This window comes from Bradyrhizobium sp. JR3.5 (assembly GCF_054057015.1).
The window spans coordinates 1,443,833-1,466,023 of sequence record NZ_JBSRYV010000002.1; the positions used below are offsets into that span (position 1 = coordinate 1,443,833).

Sequence of the window (22,191 nt, forward strand, 5' to 3'; positions counted from 1 at the left end):
ATGATCGAGCAGACCGTCGAGATCCCGACCAAGGACGGCAAGACGACCACCTTCATCACCCATCCCGAGCGCGGCGGCCCCTTCCCTGTCGTCATCTTCTATATGGACGCGCCGGCGATCCGCGAGGAGCTACGCGACATGGCGCGCCGGCTCGGCACGTCAGGCTACTACGTGATGCTGCCCAACATGTATTACCGCGCCGGCGTGATGGAGCTCGGCCCGATCAATCCCGATCCGGAATCGCCCGAGCGCAAACGGATGTTTCAGCTGATGCAGTCGCTCAACATCCCGCTGGTCATGGAAGACACCAAGGGCCTGCTCGCCTACGCCGAGACGCAGAAGGCCGCCAACACCGAGATCATCGGCACCGTCGGCTATTGCATGAGCGGCCGCTATGCGGTGAACGCGGCGACGCATTTCGGCGATCGCGTCAAGGCCGCCGCGTCGGTCTACGGCACGCATCTGGCGACCGATCAGCCCGACAGCCCGCATCTTGCCGCGCAAAAGACCAAGGCCGAACTCTATTTCGCCTGCGCCGAGACCGATATCTACGCGCCACAGGAAATCATCGAGCAAGTGAAGGCCGGCATGAAGGGATCGAACAACGAGGTCGAGATCTATCCCGGCACCCATCACACGGCTTTGCGTTCCCCAAGCGTCCGGTCTATGACCGCGACGCCGCCGAACGCCATTGGGAGCGGCTGCTGGCGCTCTACCGCCGCAACCTCGTGAGCTGAGTCTCAAGACACACGATGCCGTTTCTGCTGATCGACTTTCCGGTATTCAACCCCGTCGCGCTCGCGCTCGGGCCGATCGTGATCCGCTGGTATGCGCTGGCCTATATCGTCGGCATCGTGCTGGGCTGGATCTATGCGCGCTCGCTGATCAAGAAGGAGCGGCTGTGGGGCGGTCCGGCGCCGATCACGCTGCCGCAGCTCGACGATTTCATCCTCTGGGTCACGATCGGCATCATCGTCGGCGGCCGCACCGGCTACGTGCTGTTCTACAACCTGCCCTTCTTCATCGCGCACCCGTCCGAGATCCTGGAATTGTGGAAAGGCGGCATGTCGTTCCACGGCGGCTTCCTCGGCTGCGTCGCCGCAGTGATGCTGTTTGCCCGCCGCAACAACATCCCGATCCTGTCGCTCGGCGACATCACCACCGCGGTCGCGCCGATCGGGCTGTTCCTCGGCCGGCTCGCCAATTTCATCAACAGCGAATTGTGGGGCCGTCACGCCGATCCAAGCCTGCCCTGGGCCATGATCTTCCCCAATGGCGGACCGCTGCCGCGCCATCCGAGCCAGCTCTATGAGGCAGGCCTTGAGGGCATCGTGCTGTTCACTGCGCTGGCGATCATGATCCGGATGGGAGCTCTGAAGCGGCCCGGCCTGATCCTCGGCAGCTTCATTGCGATCTACGGCATTGCCCGGATCATTGGCGAGCATTTCAGGGAGCCCGATCCGCAGCTCGGATTCCTGTGGGGCGGATTAACCATGGGCATGCTGCTGTCGGTGCCAATGATCATCGTGGGCGCGATCCTCGTCACGGCCGCCGTTCGCCGCAGGGCGAACGGGCCGGCGCCGAGTTCAACGTAGAGCGAGTGCAATCCAAGGAAGGCCGTGAGCGAACCCTCCCACACTGCTGGATGAGATCAGGAAGCTGATCAAGCTGTCCGGGCCGATGCCGGTCTGGCGCTACATGGAATTGTGCCTGATGCATCCGCGCTACGGCTACTATCTGTCGCGCGATCCGCTCGGCCGCGACGGCGATTTCACCACGGCGCCCGAGGTCAGCCAGATGTTCGGCGAACTGCTCGGGCTGTGGAGCGCCTCGATCTGGCGCGCGATCGGGTCGCCGGACACGCTCCGCCTGATCGAGCTCGGGCCCGGCCGCGGCACCATGATGTCGGACGCGCTGCGTGCGCTGCGCGTGTTGCCGCCGCTCTACCAGTCGCTCAGCATCCACCTCGTCGAGGTCAATCCGGTGCTGCGCGAGAAGCAGCACGCCACGCTGACCGGCGTGCGCAACGTCACCTGGCACGACAGCATCGACGACGTGCCGGAGGGACCGGCGGTGATTCTCGCCAACGAATATTTCGACGTGCTGCCGATCCACCAGATGGTCCGCCGCGAGACCGGCTGGCACGAGCGCACGGTCGGGATGGATGCCAACGGCAACCTGTATTTCGCGCCCGCCGCCGAGCCGACACCGCACTTCGAGGTGCTGTTGCCGCCGCTGGTGCGCGCCGCCCCGCTCGGCGCGGTGTTCGAATGGCGGCCTGACAGCGAGATCATGAAGCTCGCGACGCGCCTGCGCGACCAGGACGGCGCCGCGCTGATCATCGACTACGGCCATCTGCGCAGCGACGCCGGCGACACCTTCCAGGCGATCGCGCGCCACAGCTTCGCCGACCCGCTGAAGAACCCGGGACAGGCCGACGTGACGGCGCATGTCGATTTCCAGGCCCTGGCGCGGGCCGCCGAGGATGTCGGCGCGCGCGTCCACGGGCCGGCGACGCAGGGCGACTTCCTCAAGCGCCTCGGCGTCGAGGCCCGTGCCGCCGGATTGATGGCGAAAGCCTCACCCGAGGTCTCCGCCGACATTGCCGGCGCGCTGAAGCGCCTGACCGATTCCGGACGCGGCGGGATGGGCTCGATGTTCAAGGTCATGGCCATCTCCGACCCGCGACTCACCTCGATCGCTGGCCTCAGCGATCAGCCTGACGAGACCGAACAATGACATTGGGATCACCGCTGCTGTCGGCCATTCCGGGCCTGCGCCATGCCTTCTTCTCGCGTGAGGGCGGCGTCTCAGAGGGTATCTATGCCGGCCTCAATGGCGGGCTCGGCTCGCACGACGATCCGGCCAAGGTCGCGGAGAACCGGCGGCGGATGGCCGACCAGCTCGGCGTGCCGTCCGACCACCTGATCAGCGTGCACCAGGTGCACTCGCCTGACGTCGTGGCCGTGACCGGACCATGGAATGGCGCCGTGCGCCCGAAGGCGGACGCGCTCGTCACGCGCACCGAAGGGCTTGCGATCTCGGTCACGACGGCCGACTGCGGCCCGATCCTGTTCGTCGATCCCCATGCGCGGGTGATCGGCGCGGCGCATGCCGGCTGGAAGGGCGCGCTGACCGGCGTGCTGGAATCGACCATCGATGCGATGGAGAAACTCGGCGCCGAGCGCGGCGGCATCGTCGCCGCCATCGGCCCGCTGATCCGCAAGGAATCCTACGAGGTCGGAAACGAATTCGTCGAGCGCTTCATCGAGGCCGATGCGGAGAACGGGATGTTCTTCCTGCCCGCCGAACGCGACGCCCACGCGATGTTCGATCTCCCGGCCTTCATCCGGATGCGCCTGGAAAATGCCGGCGTGCTGATGATCGACGATCTCGGCATCGACACTTACTCCGACGAGCGCTGCTTCAGCTACCGCCGCTCCGTGCACCGCAAGGAAGGCGATTACGGCCGGCTCGTTCACGCCATCGCGCTGGAAGGCTGACGCCGGGCGTCCTCATCATTTTTGGCCGCACCGCGAGCGGCTATCGCGTCTTCACCGACGACGAACTGGTTCGCCTCGACCTGATCCGCTGCCTGCGCGATGCGGGGCTCGGTCTCGACGCGATCAGGGAGGTCCTGACCAAGGAGCTCTCTCTGGTCGAGGCGCTGAAGCTTCGCCTCGAGACGTTGGAAGCGGAGATCGCGGCACAGCGCCGCGTCGCTTCGGCGCTACGGGCTGCGTTGCGTTCACCGCAACTCACCGAAGCAGACTTGAGGAGATTCCTGACCATGACGCAGCTATCCCGCACCGAGCGCCGTAACGTCGTCGAACGCTTTTTCGAGAAGGTGTCCGACGGCATCAACATCAATCGGGATTGGGTACGGCAGATGATCGAGACGACGGTGCCCGAATTGCCCGACGATCCGACACCCGAGCAATGCGATGCCTGGATCGAGCTGTCCGCGATCCTCAACGATCCCGGCTTCATCGCCAACATGAGATCCAACGCCAGCGATGTCTGGGATCGCGACGCCTTCGATCCGGAAGCCCACCGAATTGCCAGCGAAGCCATTCTGCGCGAGGCCACGCTGGCGATCGACAGCGGGCTCGAGCCGACGTCGGAGGTCGGCAACACATTGGCACGCCAGTGGCTGGCGACATCGGCGCGCCTGATGGGGCAACAGCCCGACCTCAACTTCCGCAACTGGCTCCGCACCAAATATGCGCAACACGATCCCCGCGCGATCCGCTATTGGGAACTTGTCGCCATCATGCGAGGCCAGTCGCCGGACAGCAGCCCGAACCGGCAATGGGCATGGATCGTCGACGCCATGCGGCATCATCTAGCTGACTGAGTCAGGAATTGGACCAGGGATTGCGCAAGGAATTTGGTCCGCTCCTCAACGCGGCCGACCTGATCGGTTAAGTGCTGTGGCCGTCCTGCCCTAGACGTTAAGCCGTTTTAACGATATCGCAGGACGCAATGAGGGAAGCGTCAAACCACCAGTTTCAAACTGGGACAGTCGTGCGTGCCGCGATCGCCGCCACATGGCTGGCGATTGGCTGCGCACTTGGCGGATGCGCGGCCGGCGGCAACGTGGCCGACTCCTACGCCATGGCGACGCCGGCGAGCGGCGGCGCCACCGTCGCATTCGAATCGATCGACGGTCCGCCGCCCCAGGTCTTCGACCGCATGGTCGGTGTGCTCGACAGCGAATCCAAGCTGCGCAGCCTGTCGATCGTGTCGCGCCAGGGCACCGCGGCCTATCGCGTGCGCAGCTATCTCTCGGCGCAGGTGGTGCGCGGCCGCACCATGATCGCGTGGGTGTGGGACGTCTACGACAGCAGCCAGCAACGGGTGCTCCGACTCTCCGGCACAGAGCCCGCCGGTAAGGCCGGCCGCGACGCCTGGGCCGCCGCGGACGATCTGGTGCTGCGCAAGATCGCCCAGGCCGGCCTCAGCGGCCTGTCCAGCATGATCAATGGCGGCCCGGCGGATGGCCCGGCGCCCGCCGCCGCACCGGAGCTCCGTGGGCCGGCGATGGTCAGCGCCCCGGCCCTCGCCGCGCCCGAGACCGTGGCACTCAGCTATTCCGCCAACTAACCCCCGGAATCTCCCGGGGAAAGGCTTTTTTGCCCAGGAAAACGTGGGCCGAAGCGCCTAATGGGTTGCCAGCGGCGGCGCCTCCCTGATATTCCCTCGCGCACCGAAAACCCGCCGGTTCTGTAAGGACTTGAGATGCTGAACGTCGTATCCAGCAAGGCGCGGGGGGAAGCATCGATGTCGGCAAAGAACGGATCAATCAAGCTCGTCGCCGGCAACTCCAATCCTGCGCTGGCGCAGGACATCGCTAAGGGACTTGGCATCGAACTGACCAAGGCCGTGGTCCGGCGCTTCGCCGACATGGAGATCTTCGTCGAGATCCAGGAGAACGTCCGCGGGTCGGACATGTTCATCATTCAGTCGACGTCGTATCCGGCCAACGACAATCTGATGGAGCTTCTGATCATCACCGACGCGCTGCGCCGTTCCTCGGCGCGCCGCATCACCGCGGTGGTGCCCTATTTCGGCTACGCCAGGCAGGATCGCAGGTCCGGCTCGCGTACGCCGATCTCGGCCAAGCTCGTCGCCAACCTGATCTCGCACTCCGGCGTCGATCGCGTCATGACGCTCGACCTGCACGCCGGCCAGATCCAGGGCTTCTTCGACATCCCGACCGACAATCTGTTCGCGGCGCCCCTGATGGTGCGCGATATCCGTGAGAAGTTCGACCTCGCCAAGGTGATGGTGGTGTCGCCCGACGTCGGCGGCGTGGCGCGTGCCCGCGGCCTCGCCAAGCGCATCAACACCCCGCTTGCGATCGTCGACAAGCGCCGCGAGCGCCCCGGTGAGTCCGAGGTGATGAACGTGATCGGCGACGTCGCCGGCTACAACTGCATCCTGGTCGACGACATCGTCGACTCCGGCGGCACGCTGGTGAACGCGGCCGAGGCGCTGATCGCGCACGGCGCCAAGGAAGTCTCGGCCTACATCACCCACGGCGTGCTGTCCGGCGGCGCCGCCGCGCGGATTGCCTCGTCGCGGCTGAAGGAGCTGGTCATCACCGACTCGATCCTGCCGACCGAAGCCGTCAACAAGGCGCCGAACATTCGCCAGATCTCGATCGCCGGCCTGATTGCCGAAGCGATCGGCCGCACCGCGGCGGAAGAGTCGGTCTCCAGCCTGTTCGATTGAATGTGTCGTCCCGGCTCAAGGCCGGGACGACACCGAGTTTGCGGCAGCGGCCACCAACTCAAAACCCCGGTCGCGGCACGTGGCTCATCAGCGTCCGCGCATAGCCGCCGTCGACGATGATCTCCTCACCATTGACGTATGACGCGCGGTCGCTCGCCAGGAACAGGGTCGCATCCGCCATGTCCTGCGGCGCGCCGATCCGGCGCATCGGCACCACGGCGGTGCGCCGCTCGGTGACCCCGGGCGTGTCGTAGAAGGCCTGGCTCATCGGCGTGACGACAAGGCCCGGGCTGACCACATTGCTGCGGATGCCGTGCGGCCCCCATTCAGCGGAGAGTTGCTGCGAGAGCATCACGACGGCGGCCTTGCTGACGCTGTAGGCGCCGCTCTGCCCCTGCGCATTGCTGGCGGCGATCGAGGCGACGTGGATGAGACTGCCGCGTCCGGCCTTGCGCATCTGGCGGCCGAACGCCTGCGCGCAGATGAAATAGCCGGTAAGATTGACCGCCAGCACCGCGTTCCATTCGGCGAGCGGCAGCGTATCGAGCCCGCCGGGGCGCAACACCGCCGCGGTGTTGACGAGGATGTCGCTGGGGCCAAGCGTTCGCGCGACGGCATCGGCCGCAGCCGCGACGTTGTCCTCGCTGGTCGTGTCGCAGCTCGCGACGAGATGACCATCGCCGAACTCGCGAAGCTTTGCCTTGGTCTCCGCAAGCCCGCGCTCGTCGCGATCGAGCGCGGCGACCCTGGCGCCGGCGCGCGCGAAACTGACCGCGGTGGCGCGGCCGATGCCGCCGCCTCCGCCGGTGACGACGGCAACGCGGCCCGACAGGCCGAGCCAGTCGGAAGATTGTTGTTCGGTCATGGGGCGCCTCCCGCGCGTTCTGATTATGCCGGCAAGCATAACCGAACGCGCTGGCTGCGACAGCGATCCCGGCACGCATGCCGGAATCGCTTTTGCGTCGGGCCTTGAACTAGCCGGGTATTCCCGCCGCGACCTGGCCGCGCAGACGTTCCAGGCTGAGCAACGTGTTGGCGCAGGCCTCCGCGACCTCGATCCCCTTGATGACGAAGTGCTTGCGGAAGAAGTCGTAATGCACCTCGGTCTCGTGGAATTGCTGCGGCGTCAGCACCGCCGAGAACACCGGCACCTCGGTGCGCAACTGCACATCCATCAGCGCCTTGATCACGGTGTCGGCGACGAATTCGTGGCGGTAGATGCCGCCATCGACCACGAGACCGGCCGCGACGATCGCGGTGTAGCGGCGGGTCTTCGCCAGCAGTTGCGCGTGCAGCGGGATCTCGAACGAGCCCGGCACCTCGAACACATCGACATTGGTGATGTGGCGCGCCTCGATCTCCTTCAGGAAGGAGATGCGGCACTCTTCCACCACATCGCGATGCCAGGACGACTGCACGAAGGCAACGCGCTGCGGCTTGGCGAAGTGCGGATGCTCCGGCGCCGGCGGACGAGCCGGCGTATCGGGAAGGCTTTCTGCTTGGGAGGTCTGGACTTGAGAAGCTTGAAGGTCTTGGTCTTGCAACATCTGATTCATGGCTTTCCTCTTTCAGGACCAGAATCAGGGCACACGGACAACGACACAAGCCCACGCGAAAATCGCGTTGGCTGCCGCAACCGTTCTCTTTCATCCGGACTGTAACCGTCGGCTTCGGAATTGCACCGAATCTGCTGACCCTTCCTCCGGCTTCGCGGAAGAAGGCGCTCGCGGGCTTGGGCTCATCACCCTTTACCGCCGGTGGGGATTTTCACCCCGCCCTGAGAACATCGGCACGCCCGGGATGGACGTGCCTGAGGCGAAATATGACCAAACCGCGACAGCTGGGCAAGCACCTTTGGCATGGGGAAACGGCATGTCCCCATGAGCGCGCTGCGGCCCTTGCAGAGAGAAGTGAGCGCCCGAAAGGCTGATTCACGCGTGCGGCGAGGCGCCCGCAAATGGTTAATAAATCGTTACGCGAACGCCTAGATTCCGAATTGTTCGCAAAATCACAAGTGTGGCGGAGATCAGCTGTGGACGATGCGCGCTTTGGCTGTGGACGGACTCGGCGTGCGGTTGCGCGGATTCCGCAAATCACATCACTTCATCGGCGTCAGGTCCAGGGGCATCCGGAAGCCCGGTCAAGGAACTGCACTCGGCCACGACGCAGTATGTCGCAAGTGCCGGCTTCCGTGTGCGTATCAAGCGATCATAAGAACAAGGTCCGAGACGGCATGTCCCTCCTCGAAAGCATTATCGATTCCCGGAACAACCCGCTTGCGGTGGTCGAGGATATCGCCACTGACAACAACTGGGCGTTCGAGCGTTCCGGCGAAGATGAGGTGACGATTGTCTCCAAGGGAGACTGGATCGATTATCAGCTCTCCTTCACCTGGATGGGGAGAGATCGAGGCGCTGCATCTTGCATGCGCCTTCGACATGAAGATGCCGCAGGCGCGGCTCGCCGAAGTGCAGCGGCTGGTCGCCGCGATCAACGAGCAATTGTGGGTCGGCCATTTTGACCTGTGGACCCACACCGGCATGGTGATGCATCGCCAGGCGCTGGTGCTGCCCGGCGGCCTCACCGCCTCCACCGCACAATGCGAGGCCATGGTGGTCAACGCGATCCACGCCTGCGAGCGCTACTATCCGGCGTTCCAGTTCGTGGTGTGGGCCGGCAAGTCGACCGCCGAGGCGATGGCCGCGGCGATGTTCGATACCGAGGGCGAGGCGTAGGGTTTCGCCCGGCCTTTCCACACCTTCAGCGTCGTCCCTGCGGAAGCAGGGACCCATACTCCGCGGCGTCAGTGGTCGCGCATACTGCTTGTCGCCCGCCCCTCGGTTCACTAGAACCGCCTGTGGTTATGGGTCCCTGCTCCCGTGCGCAATTGCGCACTAGGCAGGGACGACACAGAGTTTGTGGAGCCACCCGTGAACACATCCAGCAACGCATTGACGAACACTTCCGGCATCATCGCGCTTGCGGGCGCGGGCAAGATGGGCGGCGCAATGCTGACCGGCTGGCTCGCGCAGGGCCTCTCGCCCAAGCATGTCGCGGTGATCGATCCACATCTTTCGCCGGAGATTTCCGCACTTGCCGCGAAGGGCGTGCGGCTCAATCCGCAGGCGACGGATCTTGGCACGGTCGACACGCTGGTCGTCGCGGTGAAGCCGCAATCGTTCCGCGACGCCGGCGCCGCGCTGAGGTTGTTGGTCGGCCCGTCGACACTCGTGGTCTCGATCATGGCCGGCACGACGATGTCAGCGCTGGAAGAGGTGGTCGGCGGCGCGGTGGTGCGCGCGATGCCGAACACGCCGGCGGCGATCGGCCGCGGCATCACGGTCGCGGTGCCGTCAAAGCGCGTCACCGCCGCGCAGCGCGCCATGACGGATGCGCTGCTGAAAGCGACCGGGCTGGTCGAATGGGTCGACGATGAGAACCTGATGGACGCGGTGACCGCGGTCTCCGGCTCAGGGCCGGCCTATGTGTTCCTGCTCGCCGAGGAGCTCGCCCGCGCCGGTGTCGCGGCCGGCCTGCCCGAGCAGCTCGCGACCACGCTGGCGCGCGCAACCGTCGCCGGCTCCGGCGAGTTGCTGCATCGCTCCGATCTGCCGTCGGCGACGCTGCGGCAGAATGTCACCTCGCCCGGCGGCACCACGGCGGCCGCGCTCGAGGTGCTGATGGCGAGCGACGGCATGCAGCCGCTGATGACCCGCGCGATCGCTGCGGCGACGCGACGCTCGAAGGAATTGGCGAAGTAACACTTTAACAAACCCGTCACCCCCGCGCAAAGGCTTCGCCTTTGTCGCTGGAGGTGCGAGCGCAAGCGAGCCTCGAAGGGTGCACGGCCCGTGGCCCATCCTTCGAGACGCGCTGCGCGCTCCTCAGGATGACGCCCGAACAAGTGGATTCGGCCGCGCCAACACCTTCATCTACTGCGCTTGGCCCGAGGTCCTGCCGAGCCGCCTGTTGAAGCTCTCGACATTGATCAGGCCGCGGGCGTGACGGCCTTCGCCGAGCTTGCGCGTGCCTTCAAAGGCCTCGACCGCGAAGCGGATCACGCGACGTTCGACCGCGATCACCTTTGCGGTGGTCCGTACGGTAGCGCCGACAAGCGCGGCGGCGAGATGGCGGATATCGACCTCGGTACCGACCGTGACCCAGCCGGGCTGCAGCGCATCGCGGATGGCATCACCCGACGCCATCTCCATTTCGAGGATCATCATCGGCGTCGCGTAGACCATCGGCATGCCGGGCACGAAATGCCCGACCGTACGCTCCGGCGGCACCACGAGCATGCGTTCAGCGCTCATGCCGATCTTGATGAAGTCGCGTGCGTCCATTAGCGCCTCAAAAGACCGTCGTCCCTGCGAAAGCAGGGACGACGAAGTGAATGTAGTTATTTCTTCGCGGCGGCGGCGCGCTCGACGAAGGTCTTGCCGCCCTTCATCTTGTGATGCAGCGGCGCTTCGTTGATCTGGATCACGACGGCATCGGCATCGACGCCAAGGTTTTTCACCAGCGCCTGGGTGATGTCGCGCATCATGCCGGCCTTCTGCTCGTCGGTGCGGCCGGCGGCCATGCTCACGGTGATCTCAGGCATTGTTGCTCTCCCTCTTGTTGTCGTCATGGCCGGCTTGTCCCGACCATTCACGTCGCATCCATCAAACAAGAGGTGGGTGCCGGGCACAAGGCAGGTCATCGGTCGCTGAGCGAATGGCTATCCCTACCTTAAGTCATGCCAATTCAGAAGCTTCCGAACTTCCTCAACTAATAACGCCTCCGCAACTTTGACCTGCAATTGCGCCTGCTTTTGCAAATACTCGTCTCGATCCTTCTCAATGGTTGCAAGATGCGCACCAAGAATGAGATTCTTAATGATGACCTGCGGTCCGGCAGGATCATTCTTTTCATCTGAACCTTGGATAATTACGCAGGGCGAATTGCGACGATCGGCATATTTGAGCTGGTTGCCCATGTTCTTGGGATTACCGAGATAAAGCTCGGCACGGATATTTGCGTTGCGTAGGTCCGCGACCATTTTCTGGTAGTCGGCGACACGATCGCGATCGAACACGGTCACGACGACGGGTCCGAACTCGGGGCGTGTCTCGAGCTTACCGAGCATCGTCAGCGCGGCCTGCAAGCGCGAGACGCCGATCGAGAAACCGGTGGCAGGCACCGGCTCGCCGCGGAAGCGCGACACGAGCCCGTCATAGCGGCCGCCGCCACCGACCGAGCCGAACCGCACCGGGCGGCCTTTCTCGTCCTTGGTGTCGAGCAGCAGCTCAACCTCGTAGACCGGGCCGGTATAGTATTCGAGGCCGCGGACGACTGAGGGGTCGATAACAATTCGACTTTGATCATAGCCTGCGGCGGCAACTAGTTCCTTGATTTGCGATAGCTCCGCGATCCCCTCGAGGCCCAATCGATTGCCGCCGACAACTGATTCAAAATTCGCGATGGTCACGTCATTCGATGAGTACTCGCTCTTGGAACCAGATCCACGCTCGCCCCAACCAGTAAAGTTGACGACGCTGGATATTCCATCGTCGGAGAGGCCGGCTCCCTTGGTAAAATCGCCCTTGCCCTCTTCGCCGCCATCCCATCGGCCAGGGCCTAGTAGCTTCGCCACTTCATCGAGTGGAAATTTGTCCAGCTTGTCTATCGCCCGCAGCACCGTAAGCCGGCGTCCTGCGTTCTCCTCACCGCCGAGGCCGATACTTTCCATCAGGCCGTCGAGCACCTTGCGGTTGTTCACCTTGACGACATAGGAGCCGCGCGGAATGCCGAGCGCTTCCATCGTGTCGGCCGCCATCATGCAAATCTCGGCGTCGGCCGCCGGCGTCGCCGAGCCGACCGTATCGGCGTCGAACTGCATGAACTGGCGGAAGCGGGCCGGGACCCGGCTTCTCGTTGCGGAAGACATAGCCGAAGCGATAGGACCGATAGGGCTTAGGCAGCGCGTCGAAATTTTCCGCGACATAGCGCGCCAGCGGCGCGGTCAGGTCGTAGCGCAGCGAGATCCACTGCTCGTCATCGTCCTGGAACGAGAACACGCCCTCGTTGGGCCGGTCCTGGTCGGGCAGGAATTTGCCGAGCGCATCGGTATATTCCATCGCCGGCGTCTCCACCGGCTCGAAGCCGTAGAGCTCGTACACGGCGCGGATCTTCTCGACCATCGCCCGCGTGGCATTGATCGCGGCCGGGCCGCGATCTTCCAGCCCGCGCGGCAGGCGCGCCTTCAGTTTCTGGGGTTTTTTGGGTTTCTCGGCCATGTCATACGTCGGCTGCAAGTCAGTATTGACTTCAAGGCCGGGTTATCAGGCAGGGCTCTGTGCCGCAAGCGTCTGGCGCCTTCTTAACTCGCCCCGCTTGCGGGGAGAGGTCGGAATTCAAGCAAAGCTTGAATTCCGGGTGAGGGGGGCTCTCCAAACATCCCGGTGCGGATAAGGCCGTCACCCCACCCTCCAAGAGCGAGCGATGGAGCGTACCTGACTTACGCGACGTTCCTGATCCAGTTATGCGGGTCGTTGGTGCGACCGTACTGGATGTCGACCAGCTTCTTGCGCAGGCCCATCGCGACCGGGCCGGCGACGCCGCCGCCGATCTGGAAGTCGCCGCTCGCCGAGCACACCTTGCCGATCGGCGAAATGACGGCCGCGGTGCCGCAGGCGAAGGCTTCCTTCAGCTTGCCGCTGGCGGCGTCGGCACGCCACTGCTGGATCGTGTAGGGCTCCTCGCGCACGCGCGTGCCGGTATCCTTGGCAAGCGCGATGATCGAGTCGCGGGTGATGCCGGGCAGGATGGTGCCGAGCGGCGGCGTCAGCAGCGAGCCGTCGTCGAACGCGAAGAAGATGTTCATGCCACCGAGTTCCTCGATGTAGCGGCGCTCGACAGCGTCGAGGAACACGACCTGGTCGCAGCCGCGCTCGATCGCCTCGGCCTGCGCGCGCAGGCTTGCGGCATAGTTGCCGCCGCACTTGACGGCGCCGGTGCCGCCGATTGCGGCACGCGTGTAATTCTCCGACACCCAGATCGACACCGGCGCGGGACCGCCCTTGAAATAGGAGCCGACCGGCGATGCGATGACGGAGAAGATGTATTCCGCCGATGGCTTCACGCCGAGGAAGACCTCGCTCGCGATCATGAAGGGTCGCAGATAGAGGCTGCCCTCGCCGCCCGGGATCCAGGCGCGATCGATCCGCACCAACTGCTCGACCGCCTCGATGAACACCTCTTCGGGCAGCGGCGCCATCGCCATGCGCTCGGCCGAATCGTGGAAGCGCCGGGCATTGGCGTCGGGACGGAACAGGTTCACACCGCCATCGTCGCGCCTGTAGGCCTTGAGACCTTCGAAAATCTCCTGGGCGTAGTGCAGCACCGCGCCGGCCGGATCGAGCGGAAAATTCGCGCGTGCCTCGACGCGGGCGCTGTGCCACCCCTTGCCCTGGCTGTAGCGGACGATCGCCATGTGGTCGGTAAAGACGCGGCCGAAGCCCGGGTCCACGAGCTTCGCCGCGCGATCCTTGTCGGACGTGGGATTCGGCGAAGGCTGGATGTCGAATTTCAAAGTCATTTTTCTTGCTTTCCGCTGTCGGAACCGGCGCCATACCGGGCATCGGCCTGTTTCCCCGGAGCCTCCCGGCTCGGCTGGTGCGAACTTCACCACCGTCGGCAACCCGGCCGGCTTCCATCGCCAACATGCCGTTCAGACATGCTTTTGCGGAGTGCTGAAGTCCAGTATGTTTGCCGAAATGCCGCTCGACAATCGCACGGTAGTCCAATTTGCGGCCCAAACCGCCTCACAGGCTTTTTCAGGCCGCCTCAAACGCTGTCGGGGACGAAGCGACCTAATGTTTCGTCGTGACAGGCAGTTTTGTAACATTGAACCCAAGATACGTCAATATGACTGACATAAATTTCTCAGGCATGGCTGCCAAGCCCGATTCGCAGGGAGATGATCACGCTCCTGCGGCGGGCGGCCGCGACCTCCGCTGGGACATCATCGAGCTCTTGTTCTTCGCCTACCGCGACTTTGTCGGCGACGCCGACCAGGAACTGGAGGCGTTCGGCTTCGGCCGCGCCCACCACCGCGTCATCCACTTTGTCACCCGCTATCCCGGCCTGAAGGTCGCCGACCTGCTCGACGTCCTGCGCATCACCAAGCAGTCGCTCGGACGCGTGCTCAAGCAGCTGCTGGACGAAGGCTACATCGTGCAGAAGACCGGCAACAACGACCGCCGGCAGCGCCTGCTCTACGCAACGCCGAAGGGCGAGGCGCTGGTCGCCAAGCTCGCAGGGTTGCAGACCGACCGCATCAACCGCGCGATCGCCGGCATCGATCCGGCTGGCGTCGAGACGGTTCGGCAATTCCTCCGCGCGATGATCGACCGCGACGATCCCGACAAGGTGCTCGAAGCGATCTTCGGCGGCGGCAGAAAAACAAGGGAGTGAACCTGGTGCAGGCTGCAACTCTGGTGCGCACGCCGGTCGAGCCGGCCGACGATGCGCCGCATCTCCTGCTGGTCGATGACGACCGGCGCATTCGCGACCTGTTGTCGCGCTTTCTCTCCGGCGAAGGCTATCGCGTCACGACGGCCATGAGCGCCACCGACGCGCGCGCCAAGCTGCTCGGGCTGCATTTCGACCTGCTCATCCTCGACGTGATGATGCCCGGCGAGAACGGCTTCGACCTCGCTCGCTTCATCCGCACCTCCTCGACGGTGCCGATCATCATGCTGACCGCCCGCCATGAGGCGGAAGCCCGCATCGAGGGCCTGCAGATCGGCGCCGACGACTATGTCGCCAAGCCGTTCGAGCCCCGCGAGCTGGTGCTGCGCATCGGCAATATCCTCAAGCGCACCGCGCCGCCGCAAGTCACGGTGGTCGAGCAGATCGCGTTCGGCCCCTACATCTTCCACATCGAGCGCAGCGAGCTGCGCCAGGGGGAGGAGATCATCCACCTCACCGACCGCGAGCGCGAGATGCTGCGTATCCTCGCAAGCGCACCCGGCGAGACCGTGCCGCGCGGCGAACTGACCAGCGGCGGCACCGTCAACGAGCGCGCGGTCGACGTCCAGATCAACCGCCTGCGCCGCAAGATCGAGCACGATCCCGCTAATCCGCTGTTCCTGCAGGCGGTACGCGGCATCGGCTATCGCCTGGTCGCCTCGCCGTAAGATGCAGCCATGAGCACGCTCGACACCGGCCTGACCCTGATCAAGAACGCCTCGCAGCGCGTCTCGAAGGCGAACGGCTGGATGGGCAATGCGTTCAAGAGCTGGATGCCGACCGGCCTCTATGCGCGCGCGCTGCTGATCATGATCGTGCCGATGGTGATCCTGCAGACCGTGGTCGCGTTCGTGTTCATGGAGCGGCACTGGAACACGGTGACGCGGCGCCTGTCGGCCGCGGTGGTCTCCGACATCGCGGCGCTGATCGACGTCTACAAGAGCTATCCGCAGGACAAGGACCGCGCGCAGCTGCGCCGCATCGCCCAGAAGCTGCAGCTCGTGGTCGACTTCCTCCCCGCCGGCGACATGCCGCCGCCGGGGCCGAAGCCGTTCTTCTCGCTGCTCGACCAGACCCTGTCGGTGCAGCTCGGCCGCCAGATCAGCCGTCCGTTCTGGATCGACACGGTCGGCAAGTCCAACCTGGTCGAGATCCGCGTCCAGCTCGACGATTCCGTGATGCGCATCTTCGCCCAGCGCAGCGCGGCCTACGCCTCCAACTCGGAGATCTTCATCTTCTGGATGGTCGGCACCTCGTCGATCCTGCTGATCGTCGCCGTGCTGTTCCTGCGCAACCAGATCAAGCCGATCCTCAGACTGGCCGATGCCGCCGAAAGCTTCGGCAAGGGCCGCGAGGCACCGAACTTCCGGCCGCGCGGCGCGCGCGAGGTGCGGCGCGCGGCACAGGCCTTCATCGAGATGAAGGAGCGCGTCGAGCGTTCGATCGAGCAGCGCACCGCGATGCTCGCCGGTGTGTCGCATGATTTGCGTACCATCCTGACCCGCTTCAAGCTCGAACTCGCCTTGATCGGCGAAGGCCCCGAGATCGACGCGATGCGCAAGGACGTCGACGAGATGTCGATGATGCTGGAGGATTACCTTGCCTTCGCGCGCGGCGATTCCGGCGAGGTCGCGCAGCCGACCGACATGGCTATGGCGCTGGAGGAATTGCGCAGCGACGCCGAACGCCACGGCCACACCGCGACCGTCGCGTTCCACGGCCTGCCCGTCGTCACGGTGAAACCGGCCTCGTTCAAGCGCTGCCTCGCCAACCTCGTCTCCAACGCGGCGCGCCACGCCAACACGATCTCGATCACCGGCCAGCGCGACCATCGCTATCTCAACATCACCGTCGACGACGACGGCCCCGGCATCCCCGCCGACATGCGCGAGGAAGTGTTCAAGCCCTTCCTGCGGCTCGACGACGCCCGCAACCAGGACGAAGGCGGCAGCGGCCTCGGACTTGCGATCGCGCGCGACATCGCCCGCTCGCATGGCGGCGACATCATGCTCGGCGAAAGCCCGATGGGCGGCCTGCGCGCGGCGGTGCGGGTGCCGGTGTAGCTACCAGCGGTAAGACAAGGTGCCGATCACCTGACGCCGCTCGCCGGCATAGCAGTAGCCGGACTGGCAGGTCTGGTAATGCGTGTCGAACAGATTGGTCGCGTTCAAGCGCATGGTAGCTCCGAGGAATCGCCGATCCAGCTTGCCGAGATCGTAGTCGATCACGGCATCGAACAACGTTCTCGCCGCATTCTGGAACGTGTTCTGGTCGTTGCCGAAGTTGGTCCCGATGTAACGGACTCCGAGACCAAGCCCGAGCCCTTCGACGGGGACGCCGGACTGGAACGTGTATTTGCCGAAGGCGGCGAAGGAGTTCCTCGGAATGCCGGAGAGCTCATTGCCGGTCGTGTCGGGATTGCCCTGCGTGATCGCGACGTTGAGATGGGTGTAGGCCGCGGTGAGATCAAATCCCTGCTTGAGCGCCAGCTTCGCCTCGAGCTCCACGCCCTTCGATTCGACTTGCCCGGTTGCCGCCTGGAACGCCATGTTGTTCGGATCGGTGCGCAGCACGTTGTCCTGCGTGATGTCGAACACCGCGGCAGTCAACAGCACCGGCACCTGCGGCATCTGGTACTTGATGCCGATCTCCTTCTGCTCGCCGGTGGTCGGCTTGAACGGCGATCCCGATGCGTCGACGCCGACCTGCGGGGCGAATGCCGTCGCGTAGCTGACATAGGGCGCAACGCCATTGTCGAAGACGTAAGCGAGGCCCGCGCGGCCCGTGAAGGCGGTCGCCTTCTGCGTTGACGGCACGCCGTCCAGGCCTGCGGTCGTCGTCTGCGAGACCCAGCTCTGGCGCCCATTGAGCGTCAGAATGAAGCCGCCGAGCCTGGCCTGCTCCTGCGCATAGACCCCGACCTCGTCGGTCGACTGCTTGTTAAAAATCGAGAATGCCGGCGACGCGATCGCCTGGGCACCGTAATTCATCGTCAGCAGATTGAGATCGGGAGCCGGCCCGTAGCCGATCTTGTCGTTGTAGTAGGAGTGGCCGTAGTCGACGCCGAACAGCGCCGTGTTCTTGATCGCGCCGAGCATGAACTTGGCTTCGGCCTGGTTGTCGAGCGTCAAGGTATTGAAGCTATCCAGGATCCGCCAGGCGGACCGCGACGCGAGATTGGTGCTGCTGTCGATGGAATCGATCTGGGTGTATTTGGCGTCGGTGTCGACCTGATAGAAGCGGAAGTTCTGCCGCACCGTCCAGACGTCGTCGACATTGTGCTCGAACGCGTAGCCGATACGATATTGTTTCTGATCCATGGCGCTGAAGGCCGGATCATTCGAGTAGATGTTGGTCAATTGTCCGTCGGGCGTGCGGAAGTTGCCGATGCTCGCGGCGGTTCGGTTGCTTTGATATTCGCTGAGGATCGTGAAGGACGTATCGACGTCCGGCCGCCAGGTCAGCGCAGGCGCGATATAGGTCCGATCGTCGTCGTTGCCGGGATACCAGGTCTTCGCGTCACGGAGCAAACCCGTCAGCCGGTAGTACAGCTGATCACTGCCGGGCACCGGACCACCAATGTCAAAGCTGCCCTGGTAACGGTCGTAGGTGCCACCCTGCAGCTCTACCTCACCGAACGATGTCAGCGGCGGCCGCTTGGTGGTGACGTCCACGATGCCGCCCGGCGAGCCGAGGCCATAGAGGCCCGAGGCCGGGCCGCGCAGGATCGACACGCTGTCGAGACCGTAAGGTTCGATCTTGGGAATGGCGAAGTTGCCGCCGCCCTGGCGCAGGCCGTCGCGATAGATCCCCGTATAGGTCGCATCGAAGCCGCGGATGTAGAAACTATCGAACCGGGGATCATAGCCGAACGCCGTGGTCGTGACGCCGGGCGTGTAATTGACGGCGTCCTTGAGCGTCTGAACGTTACGATCCCTGAGCTCCTTTTGCGTGACGACCGAAAGCGACTGCGGCGTCTCGATCAGCGCGGTGTTGGTCTTGGTGCCGACCGTGCTGCCGGTCGCAACGTAGCCGGTCGTCGTACCGATCGTGCCGGCAGCGCCTTGCGACCGCGGAGCCTGGGTCTGAGCGGGCGCCGCAGCAGCACGGCGTCGGCTCACCACGGTGGTGCGCGAAGATCTGGTGTTCCGACTTGAAGCGACGGCGCTACGTTTCCTTGCAGCGCCAGGTTCATCCACGGTTACGGCTGGAAGCACGCTGACATTGTTCTGCGGAGCGCTGGTTTGTGCCTGAGCGCTGGCGACGTTTGCATCCATCGACACAAGCATGACCGAACCGAGAAACACTGCGTTGATCGCAGCCGTTGATGCAAGCAAGCTGCGCTTGCTCCGCGACGAAGCCATTCCCACCAAGCAATCCCCACACTTCCCCAGGCTGATCTTGATCGAGCCGCGCGCTCGTCATTGAGTGGGCTCGATTGGGGCGGACTTCTATCGGCGGGATGAGCGAGACTCCACACGCGCAAAATAGAATCCATTGAAGCGCGCGATGCACGACACTGGAACGATTCAAGATGCGCAACACTGGAGCGATTCAAAAAGACATGTTGTCGCAGCAAATTTTTCAGCGCGAGGAATTCGCTGCACGTCCTCGCTCTCTCAGAGAGTCTCGCGTGCGAGGCACGCAGCGATCATTCAATGATGTTGATGTCGCCCTGCAATGCCGTCGTGTATTGCGCGTGGCCGCGACCAACACCGGACATCATGTTCGACATCCAATCTATTGAAGGTGAGAGGCCGGCGTGCGCCGAGACGGCGCTTGGCGTCAACCGTCGGCGACAGTGGTAAAGCGAATACGCTGGCATGACGGAGTTGGCGCACGCGGCCCAACGACATCATTGCAAGACAGGTCGCACGAACGCACGCGCAATGACGGGCAGCGCAAAGCCGCTTGGCAGTCTTGGCGCGGGCTCGCTGCAATGATGGTGGTGCAAAACGTCACGCCCTCTCAACATGAGAGAGGGCGTGCTCTGGGCGCGCGGCGGCAAGCGAAGGCGCTGCGCCTATTTCTGCTTGGGCAGGAGGCCCTTCAGCTTTTCCATATCCTTGACGTTCATCTTCATGCCACCGGGCATGATGATGTCACCGGGCTTCTGGTCGCTCTTGCAGGCGCCGAGCCATTTCGCCTCGATGGTCATCGTGGTGTCGCGGGAGCCGGCCGCGCCGCCTTCCGCGTGCGAGGTGCTCTTGACCGTGTAGGCGGAATTGAAATCGCCGACGATCTCGGCATGGCTCTTCATCGACATGCCGGCGACGCTGCACACGCTGTCGCTGACATAGCCGGTCGCGGTCTTCTGGATGTCCTGCTTGGAGCAGACTTCCTTGGCCATCGGCGAGGCCGCCGCGCTCATCTCCTTGTCGGTGGTCTCGTCGGTGCAGTGCTGCATGGTGATTTCCGGCATCGGCCCGCCGGTGCGCACCATTTTCATCTCCCACAGACCGGCCTTGCGGATCGGCAGGTCGACGGCGCTCGCGGCACCAGTGGACAGGACAAGGCAAACAGCAGAACCAAGCAAGGCAAGCTGTCGGGTCATGCGGTGAGCTCCCGGCTGAACGATCGAAGGATCTGGAGTGCGCTCAGTAGAGCGTGCGCACCGGCCTCTGGGCCGAACCGTAGGGCACCCAGCGGCAGGCGAACGAGATGTAGCCACCCGGGTAGCGCTGCATCGCAAGGAACTTGACCACCTTGCCGTAGGAAGCGCAGTGATCGACGGCGAGCTGCCGCGCGTCGGTCTGGGCCGCCAGCGTATAGGCGATGATACCGCCGGTATCATTGCCCTTGAACGGCGGCACCGGCTGCATCCAGTCGGCTCGCGCCGGACCAACGGCCAGCATCCCGCAAACGGCAACCAGGCACGCGGCCAATTTCCTTCGCATCGCAGACTCCATTTCGCTTGTGACCAACATAGAGTGCGCCGGCGACCATGGAAAGAACGAGCCGGCTGCTTGAGGTGGACTTCTCCGCAGGTGTTGCCGCGCTGCACTTGACCTTGCCGGGGCTTCACGGCACCGTCCGCCGCATCTGATCATCGGGTGGATTCCCATGTGCAACCTGTTCAACTCCCCCAATAAACTCAGCCACACGCTTGGCCTCGGCGCCGCGCTCGTGGTCGGCCTTCTGGCGTTCGGGGGCACGGCTCAGGCCGCCAATCCGTTCGAATTGAATTTCTGGCTGTCCGGACCGCGCTATGACGGCAATGTGGCCCCCTGCGAGAGGGCCCTGGCGACCATCAGCGATCAATTCCATGAGAAAGAAGCCACCTTCTGGAATTCGCCGCTCGTGATCACCGGCTTCAGCCGGATCCACGAAACCGCGTTCCGCCCCTGGCAGTCCGACAACATTCCGCGCCGCTATTGCTCGGGAGACGCGGTGTTGAGCGACGGCAAAGTGCGCAAGGTGCACTATTCGATCATCGAGGATGGCGGCTTTGCCGGCACCAACCAGGGCGTCGATTGGTGCGTCGCCGGGCTGGACCGCAACTGGGCCTATAACCCGTCCTGCAAGGCCGCCCGGCCCTGATCTCCGACCAGATTGCTGAAGCAGAAGCCGCCGCCGTCCAGACGGCGGCTTTTTGTTCTTGAAATGTTCTAGTGGCCTGCTAGGCTCTGAATGGTCGCGTGAGGGGAGCGTTTGATGCTTCGGTTGGTCGCAATTTCCCGATTTCTGATTTCAATTGCCTTTGTTCTGTGTGGTGCGATGGGGGCCTCGGCCCAGGATCGCCGGCAGAATGCGCCCGGCGAGTTCGATTTCTATGTGCTGTCGCTGTCGTGGTCGCCCTCGTTCTGCGAGGCGGCGAGCGAGCGCGGCAACAACGGCCGCGGTACGCAGGCGCAGTGCGGCGGACGGCCGTACTCGTTCGTGGTGCACGGGCTGTGGCCTCAGTATGAGCGGGGCTTTCCGGAATACTGCCAGCGGCCCTCGCCCCGCCTCGCCCGCAACATCATGACCTCGATGCTCGACCTGATGCCGGCGCCCGGGCTGATCTACAACGAGTGGGACAAGCACGGCACCTGCTCCGGCCTCGGCGAACGGGCCTATTTCGAAGCCATCCGCAAGGCCCGCGCCGCGGTGAAGATCCCCGAGGAATTCCTGCAATTGACGGAGCCGAAGACGATCGCGCCCGACGAGCTGGAGACGGCGTTCATCAAGGCCAATCCGGGGCTCAGCAACTCCGCGATCTCGGTGACCTGCGACAGCAAGCGGCTCAGCGAGGTGCGGATCTGCCTCAGCAAGGATCTGCAATTCCGTTCCTGCGAGGAAATTGATCGCCGCGCCTGCCGCCGCGATGAGGTGCTGATGCCGCCGGTTCGCGGCGGCTGAAGTCTCGTCAGCGTCAGGGCCGGGCAAACGCGTTGTCGCGCCGAGTGTCCCGGCCATGGACGCCATCACGAAACCAGCGAGATAAGGCATAGATGCCCG

The 22,191-nt window shown here is 64.2% G+C and carries 20 protein-coding genes, 4 pseudogenes and 1 riboswitch; of the genes and pseudogenes, 14 read left to right on the top strand and 10 right to left on the bottom strand.

The annotated features are described in order from the left end of the window. The 7 genes and pseudogenes from ACVWW1_RS23660 to ACVWW1_RS23690 all read left to right on the top strand — a co-directional run bounded on the left by ACVWW1_RS23660 (nucleotide 1) and on the right by ACVWW1_RS23690 (nucleotide 6,237). Nucleotides 1-737 (top strand): annotated as a pseudogene (locus ACVWW1_RS23660) (dienelactone hydrolase family protein). Between the two features lie 15 nt (nucleotides 738-752). Next, nucleotides 753-1,595 carry a prolipoprotein diacylglyceryl transferase gene (gene lgt / locus ACVWW1_RS23665; protein ID WP_456657615.1) on the top strand — a complete coding sequence of 281 codons (843 nt, stop codon included), beginning with the start codon at nucleotides 753-755 and terminating at the stop codon, nucleotides 1,593-1,595. An 85-nt stretch (nucleotides 1,596-1,680) separates the two neighbouring features. Next, a complete protein-coding gene (locus ACVWW1_RS23670) occupies nucleotides 1,681-2,739 on the top strand; it encodes a class I SAM-dependent methyltransferase (RefSeq protein ID WP_173640581.1) in 1,059 nt (352 codons plus the stop codon). Continuing rightward, nucleotides 2,736-3,503 carry a peptidoglycan editing factor PgeF gene (gene pgeF, locus ACVWW1_RS23675; protein WP_456657616.1) on the top strand — a complete coding sequence of 256 codons (768 nt, stop codon included), beginning with the start codon at nucleotides 2,736-2,738 and terminating at the stop codon, nucleotides 3,501-3,503. Before ACVWW1_RS23670 ends, pgeF begins: the two co-directional genes overlap by 4 nt. 287 nt (nucleotides 3,504-3,790) lie before the next feature. Continuing rightward, nucleotides 3,791-4,357: a hypothetical protein gene (locus tag ACVWW1_RS23680; protein ID WP_456660846.1), complete on the top strand. Its 567-nt coding sequence runs from the start codon at nucleotides 3,791-3,793 to the stop codon at nucleotides 4,355-4,357. 128 nt (nucleotides 4,358-4,485) lie between these two features. After that, nucleotides 4,486-5,106, top strand: coding sequence for a hypothetical protein (locus ACVWW1_RS23685; RefSeq protein ID WP_456657617.1), 621 nt, complete (start codon nucleotides 4,486-4,488; stop codon nucleotides 5,104-5,106). Nucleotides 5,107-5,283: 177 nt separating this feature from the next. Continuing rightward, nucleotides 5,284-6,237, top strand: a complete 954-nt coding sequence (locus ACVWW1_RS23690; RefSeq protein WP_171948021.1) for a ribose-phosphate pyrophosphokinase — start codon at nucleotides 5,284-5,286, stop codon at nucleotides 6,235-6,237. Nucleotides 6,238-6,295: 58 nt separating this feature from the next. Here the strand turns inward: ACVWW1_RS23690 and ACVWW1_RS23695 are convergent, their stop codons facing one another. Both ACVWW1_RS23695 and ACVWW1_RS23700 read right to left on the bottom strand, forming a co-directional pair. Further along, nucleotides 6,296-7,102, bottom strand: a complete 807-nt coding sequence (locus ACVWW1_RS23695) for an SDR family NAD(P)-dependent oxidoreductase (protein WP_207832682.1) — start codon at nucleotides 7,100-7,102, stop codon at nucleotides 6,296-6,298. Between the two features lie 109 nt (nucleotides 7,103-7,211). Beyond that, the gene (locus ACVWW1_RS23700; RefSeq protein ID WP_173638518.1) at nucleotides 7,212-7,793 is read right to left on the bottom strand and encodes a 6,7-dimethyl-8-ribityllumazine synthase; all 582 of its coding nucleotides are present in this window, start codon (nucleotides 7,791-7,793) and stop codon (nucleotides 7,212-7,214) included. Nucleotides 7,794-7,871: 78 nt separating this feature from the next. Further along, a riboswitch (FMN riboswitch) is annotated at nucleotides 7,872-8,026 on the bottom strand. A 444-nt stretch (nucleotides 8,027-8,470) separates the two neighbouring features. On the opposite strand from ACVWW1_RS23700, the pseudogene ACVWW1_RS23705 reads away from it, so the two are divergent. After that, nucleotides 8,471-8,972, top strand: a pseudogene (locus ACVWW1_RS23705) (YbjN domain-containing protein). 195 nt (nucleotides 8,973-9,167) lie between these two features. After that, complete coding sequence (gene proC, locus ACVWW1_RS23710) at nucleotides 9,168-9,998, top strand: pyrroline-5-carboxylate reductase (protein WP_456657618.1); 831 nt, start codon at nucleotides 9,168-9,170, stop codon at nucleotides 9,996-9,998. Nucleotides 9,999-10,169: 171 nt separating this feature from the next. Here the strand turns inward: proC and ACVWW1_RS23715 are convergent, their stop codons facing one another. The 5 genes and pseudogenes from ACVWW1_RS23715 to ACVWW1_RS23735 all read right to left on the bottom strand — a co-directional run bounded on the left by ACVWW1_RS23715 (nucleotide 10,170) and on the right by ACVWW1_RS23735 (nucleotide 13,816). After that, nucleotides 10,170-10,580 carry a thioesterase family protein gene (locus ACVWW1_RS23715; protein ID WP_456657619.1) on the bottom strand — a complete coding sequence of 137 codons (411 nt, stop codon included), beginning with the start codon at nucleotides 10,578-10,580 and terminating at the stop codon, nucleotides 10,170-10,172. Nucleotides 10,581-10,636: 56 nt separating this feature from the next. Next, nucleotides 10,637-10,840: a tautomerase family protein gene (locus ACVWW1_RS23720; RefSeq protein ID WP_044538952.1), complete on the bottom strand. Its 204-nt coding sequence runs from the start codon at nucleotides 10,838-10,840 to the stop codon at nucleotides 10,637-10,639. 123 nt (nucleotides 10,841-10,963) lie between these two features. Further along, nucleotides 10,964-11,653 (bottom strand): annotated as a pseudogene (locus ACVWW1_RS23725) (ATP phosphoribosyltransferase regulatory subunit); the annotation flags it as partial. A gap of 138 nt (nucleotides 11,654-11,791) precedes the next feature. Further along, nucleotides 11,792-12,515 (bottom strand): annotated as a pseudogene (locus ACVWW1_RS23730) (ATP phosphoribosyltransferase regulatory subunit); the annotation flags it as partial. Nucleotides 12,516-12,736: 221 nt separating this feature from the next. Beyond that, entirely contained in the window at nucleotides 12,737-13,816 is a 1,080-nt protein-coding gene (locus ACVWW1_RS23735; RefSeq protein ID WP_456657620.1) for a branched-chain amino acid aminotransferase, read from the bottom strand. Nucleotides 13,817-14,145: 329 nt separating this feature from the next. Between ACVWW1_RS23735 and ACVWW1_RS23740 the strand changes: the two genes are divergently transcribed. From ACVWW1_RS23740 to ACVWW1_RS23750, 3 genes are read left to right on the top strand one after another with little or no spacing between them, the layout of a single operon-like run. Next, on the top strand, nucleotides 14,146-14,694 hold the full coding sequence (locus ACVWW1_RS23740) for a MarR family winged helix-turn-helix transcriptional regulator (RefSeq protein WP_092124108.1): 549 nt from the start codon (nucleotides 14,146-14,148) through the stop codon (nucleotides 14,692-14,694). A 2-nt stretch (nucleotides 14,695-14,696) separates the two neighbouring features. After that, nucleotides 14,697-15,419 (top strand): response regulator, encoded by a 723-nt coding sequence (locus tag ACVWW1_RS23745; RefSeq protein WP_171948219.1) that lies wholly within the window; start codon nucleotides 14,697-14,699, stop codon nucleotides 15,417-15,419. A gap of 9 nt (nucleotides 15,420-15,428) precedes the next feature. Then, on the top strand, nucleotides 15,429-16,814 hold the full coding sequence (locus ACVWW1_RS23750) for an ATP-binding protein (protein WP_456657621.1): 1,386 nt from the start codon (nucleotides 15,429-15,431) through the stop codon (nucleotides 16,812-16,814). Here the strand turns inward: ACVWW1_RS23750 and ACVWW1_RS23755 are convergent, their stop codons facing one another. The 3 genes from ACVWW1_RS23755 to ACVWW1_RS23765 form a co-directional block, all read right to left on the bottom strand. Next, complete coding sequence (locus ACVWW1_RS23755) at nucleotides 16,815-18,872, bottom strand: TonB-dependent siderophore receptor (protein WP_456657622.1); 2,058 nt, start codon at nucleotides 18,870-18,872, stop codon at nucleotides 16,815-16,817. Nucleotides 18,873-19,774: 902 nt separating this feature from the next. Beyond that, a complete protein-coding gene (locus ACVWW1_RS23760; protein ID WP_097671589.1) occupies nucleotides 19,775-20,305 on the bottom strand; it encodes a DUF3617 domain-containing protein in 531 nt (176 codons plus the stop codon). A gap of 43 nt (nucleotides 20,306-20,348) precedes the next feature. Continuing rightward, nucleotides 20,349-20,648 carry a hypothetical protein gene (locus tag ACVWW1_RS23765; RefSeq protein ID WP_176529291.1) on the bottom strand — a complete coding sequence of 100 codons (300 nt, stop codon included), beginning with the start codon at nucleotides 20,646-20,648 and terminating at the stop codon, nucleotides 20,349-20,351. Nucleotides 20,649-20,814: 166 nt separating this feature from the next. Here ACVWW1_RS23765 and ACVWW1_RS23770 point away from each other — a divergent pair, with 166 nt between their 5' ends. After that, complete coding sequence (locus ACVWW1_RS23770; RefSeq protein ID WP_176529290.1) at nucleotides 20,815-21,291, top strand: hypothetical protein; 477 nt, start codon at nucleotides 20,815-20,817, stop codon at nucleotides 21,289-21,291. A 177-nt stretch (nucleotides 21,292-21,468) separates the two neighbouring features. Continuing rightward, on the top strand, nucleotides 21,469-22,092 hold the full coding sequence (locus ACVWW1_RS23775; RefSeq protein WP_224924588.1) for a ribonuclease T2 family protein: 624 nt from the start codon (nucleotides 21,469-21,471) through the stop codon (nucleotides 22,090-22,092). Nucleotides 22,093-22,191 lie beyond the last annotated feature (99 nt).

Bases quoted from the DNA above. Each gene is read 5' to 3' on its own strand.
- lgt (WP_456657615.1), top strand. From the start codon at position 753: ATGCCGTTTCTGCTGATCGACTTTCCGGTATTCAACCCCGTCGCGCTC.
- ACVWW1_RS23670 (WP_173640581.1), top strand. From the start codon at position 1,681: ATGCCGGTCTGGCGCTACATGGAATTGTGCCTGATGCATCCGCGCTAC.
- pgeF (WP_456657616.1), top strand. From the start codon at position 2,736: ATGACATTGGGATCACCGCTGCTGTCGGCCATTCCGGGCCTGCGCCAT.
- ACVWW1_RS23680 (WP_456660846.1), top strand. From the start codon at position 3,791: ATGACGCAGCTATCCCGCACCGAGCGCCGTAACGTCGTCGAACGCTTT.
- ACVWW1_RS23685 (WP_456657617.1), top strand. From the start codon at position 4,486: ATGAGGGAAGCGTCAAACCACCAGTTTCAAACTGGGACAGTCGTGCGT.
- ACVWW1_RS23690 (WP_171948021.1), top strand. From the start codon at position 5,284: ATGTCGGCAAAGAACGGATCAATCAAGCTCGTCGCCGGCAACTCCAAT.
- ACVWW1_RS23695 (WP_207832682.1), bottom strand. From the start codon at position 7,102: ATGACCGAACAACAATCTTCCGACTGGCTCGGCCTGTCGGGCCGCGTT.
- ACVWW1_RS23700 (WP_173638518.1), bottom strand. From the start codon at position 7,793: ATGAATCAGATGTTGCAAGACCAAGACCTTCAAGCTTCTCAAGTCCAG.
- ACVWW1_RS23715 (WP_456657619.1), bottom strand. From the start codon at position 10,580: ATGGACGCACGCGACTTCATCAAGATCGGCATGAGCGCTGAACGCATG.
- ACVWW1_RS23720 (WP_044538952.1), bottom strand. From the start codon at position 10,840: ATGCCTGAGATCACCGTGAGCATGGCCGCCGGCCGCACCGACGAGCAG.
- ACVWW1_RS23735 (WP_456657620.1), bottom strand. From the start codon at position 13,816: ATGACTTTGAAATTCGACATCCAGCCTTCGCCGAATCCCACGTCCGAC.
- ACVWW1_RS23740 (WP_092124108.1), top strand. From the start codon at position 14,146: ATGACTGACATAAATTTCTCAGGCATGGCTGCCAAGCCCGATTCGCAG.
- ACVWW1_RS23750 (WP_456657621.1), top strand. From the start codon at position 15,429: ATGAGCACGCTCGACACCGGCCTGACCCTGATCAAGAACGCCTCGCAG.
- ACVWW1_RS23760 (WP_097671589.1), bottom strand. From the start codon at position 20,305: ATGACCCGACAGCTTGCCTTGCTTGGTTCTGCTGTTTGCCTTGTCCTG.
- ACVWW1_RS23765 (WP_176529291.1), bottom strand. From the start codon at position 20,648: ATGCGAAGGAAATTGGCCGCGTGCCTGGTTGCCGTTTGCGGGATGCTG.
- ACVWW1_RS23770 (WP_176529290.1), top strand. From the start codon at position 20,815: ATGTGCAACCTGTTCAACTCCCCCAATAAACTCAGCCACACGCTTGGC.
- ACVWW1_RS23775 (WP_224924588.1), top strand. From the start codon at position 21,469: ATGGGGGCCTCGGCCCAGGATCGCCGGCAGAATGCGCCCGGCGAGTTC.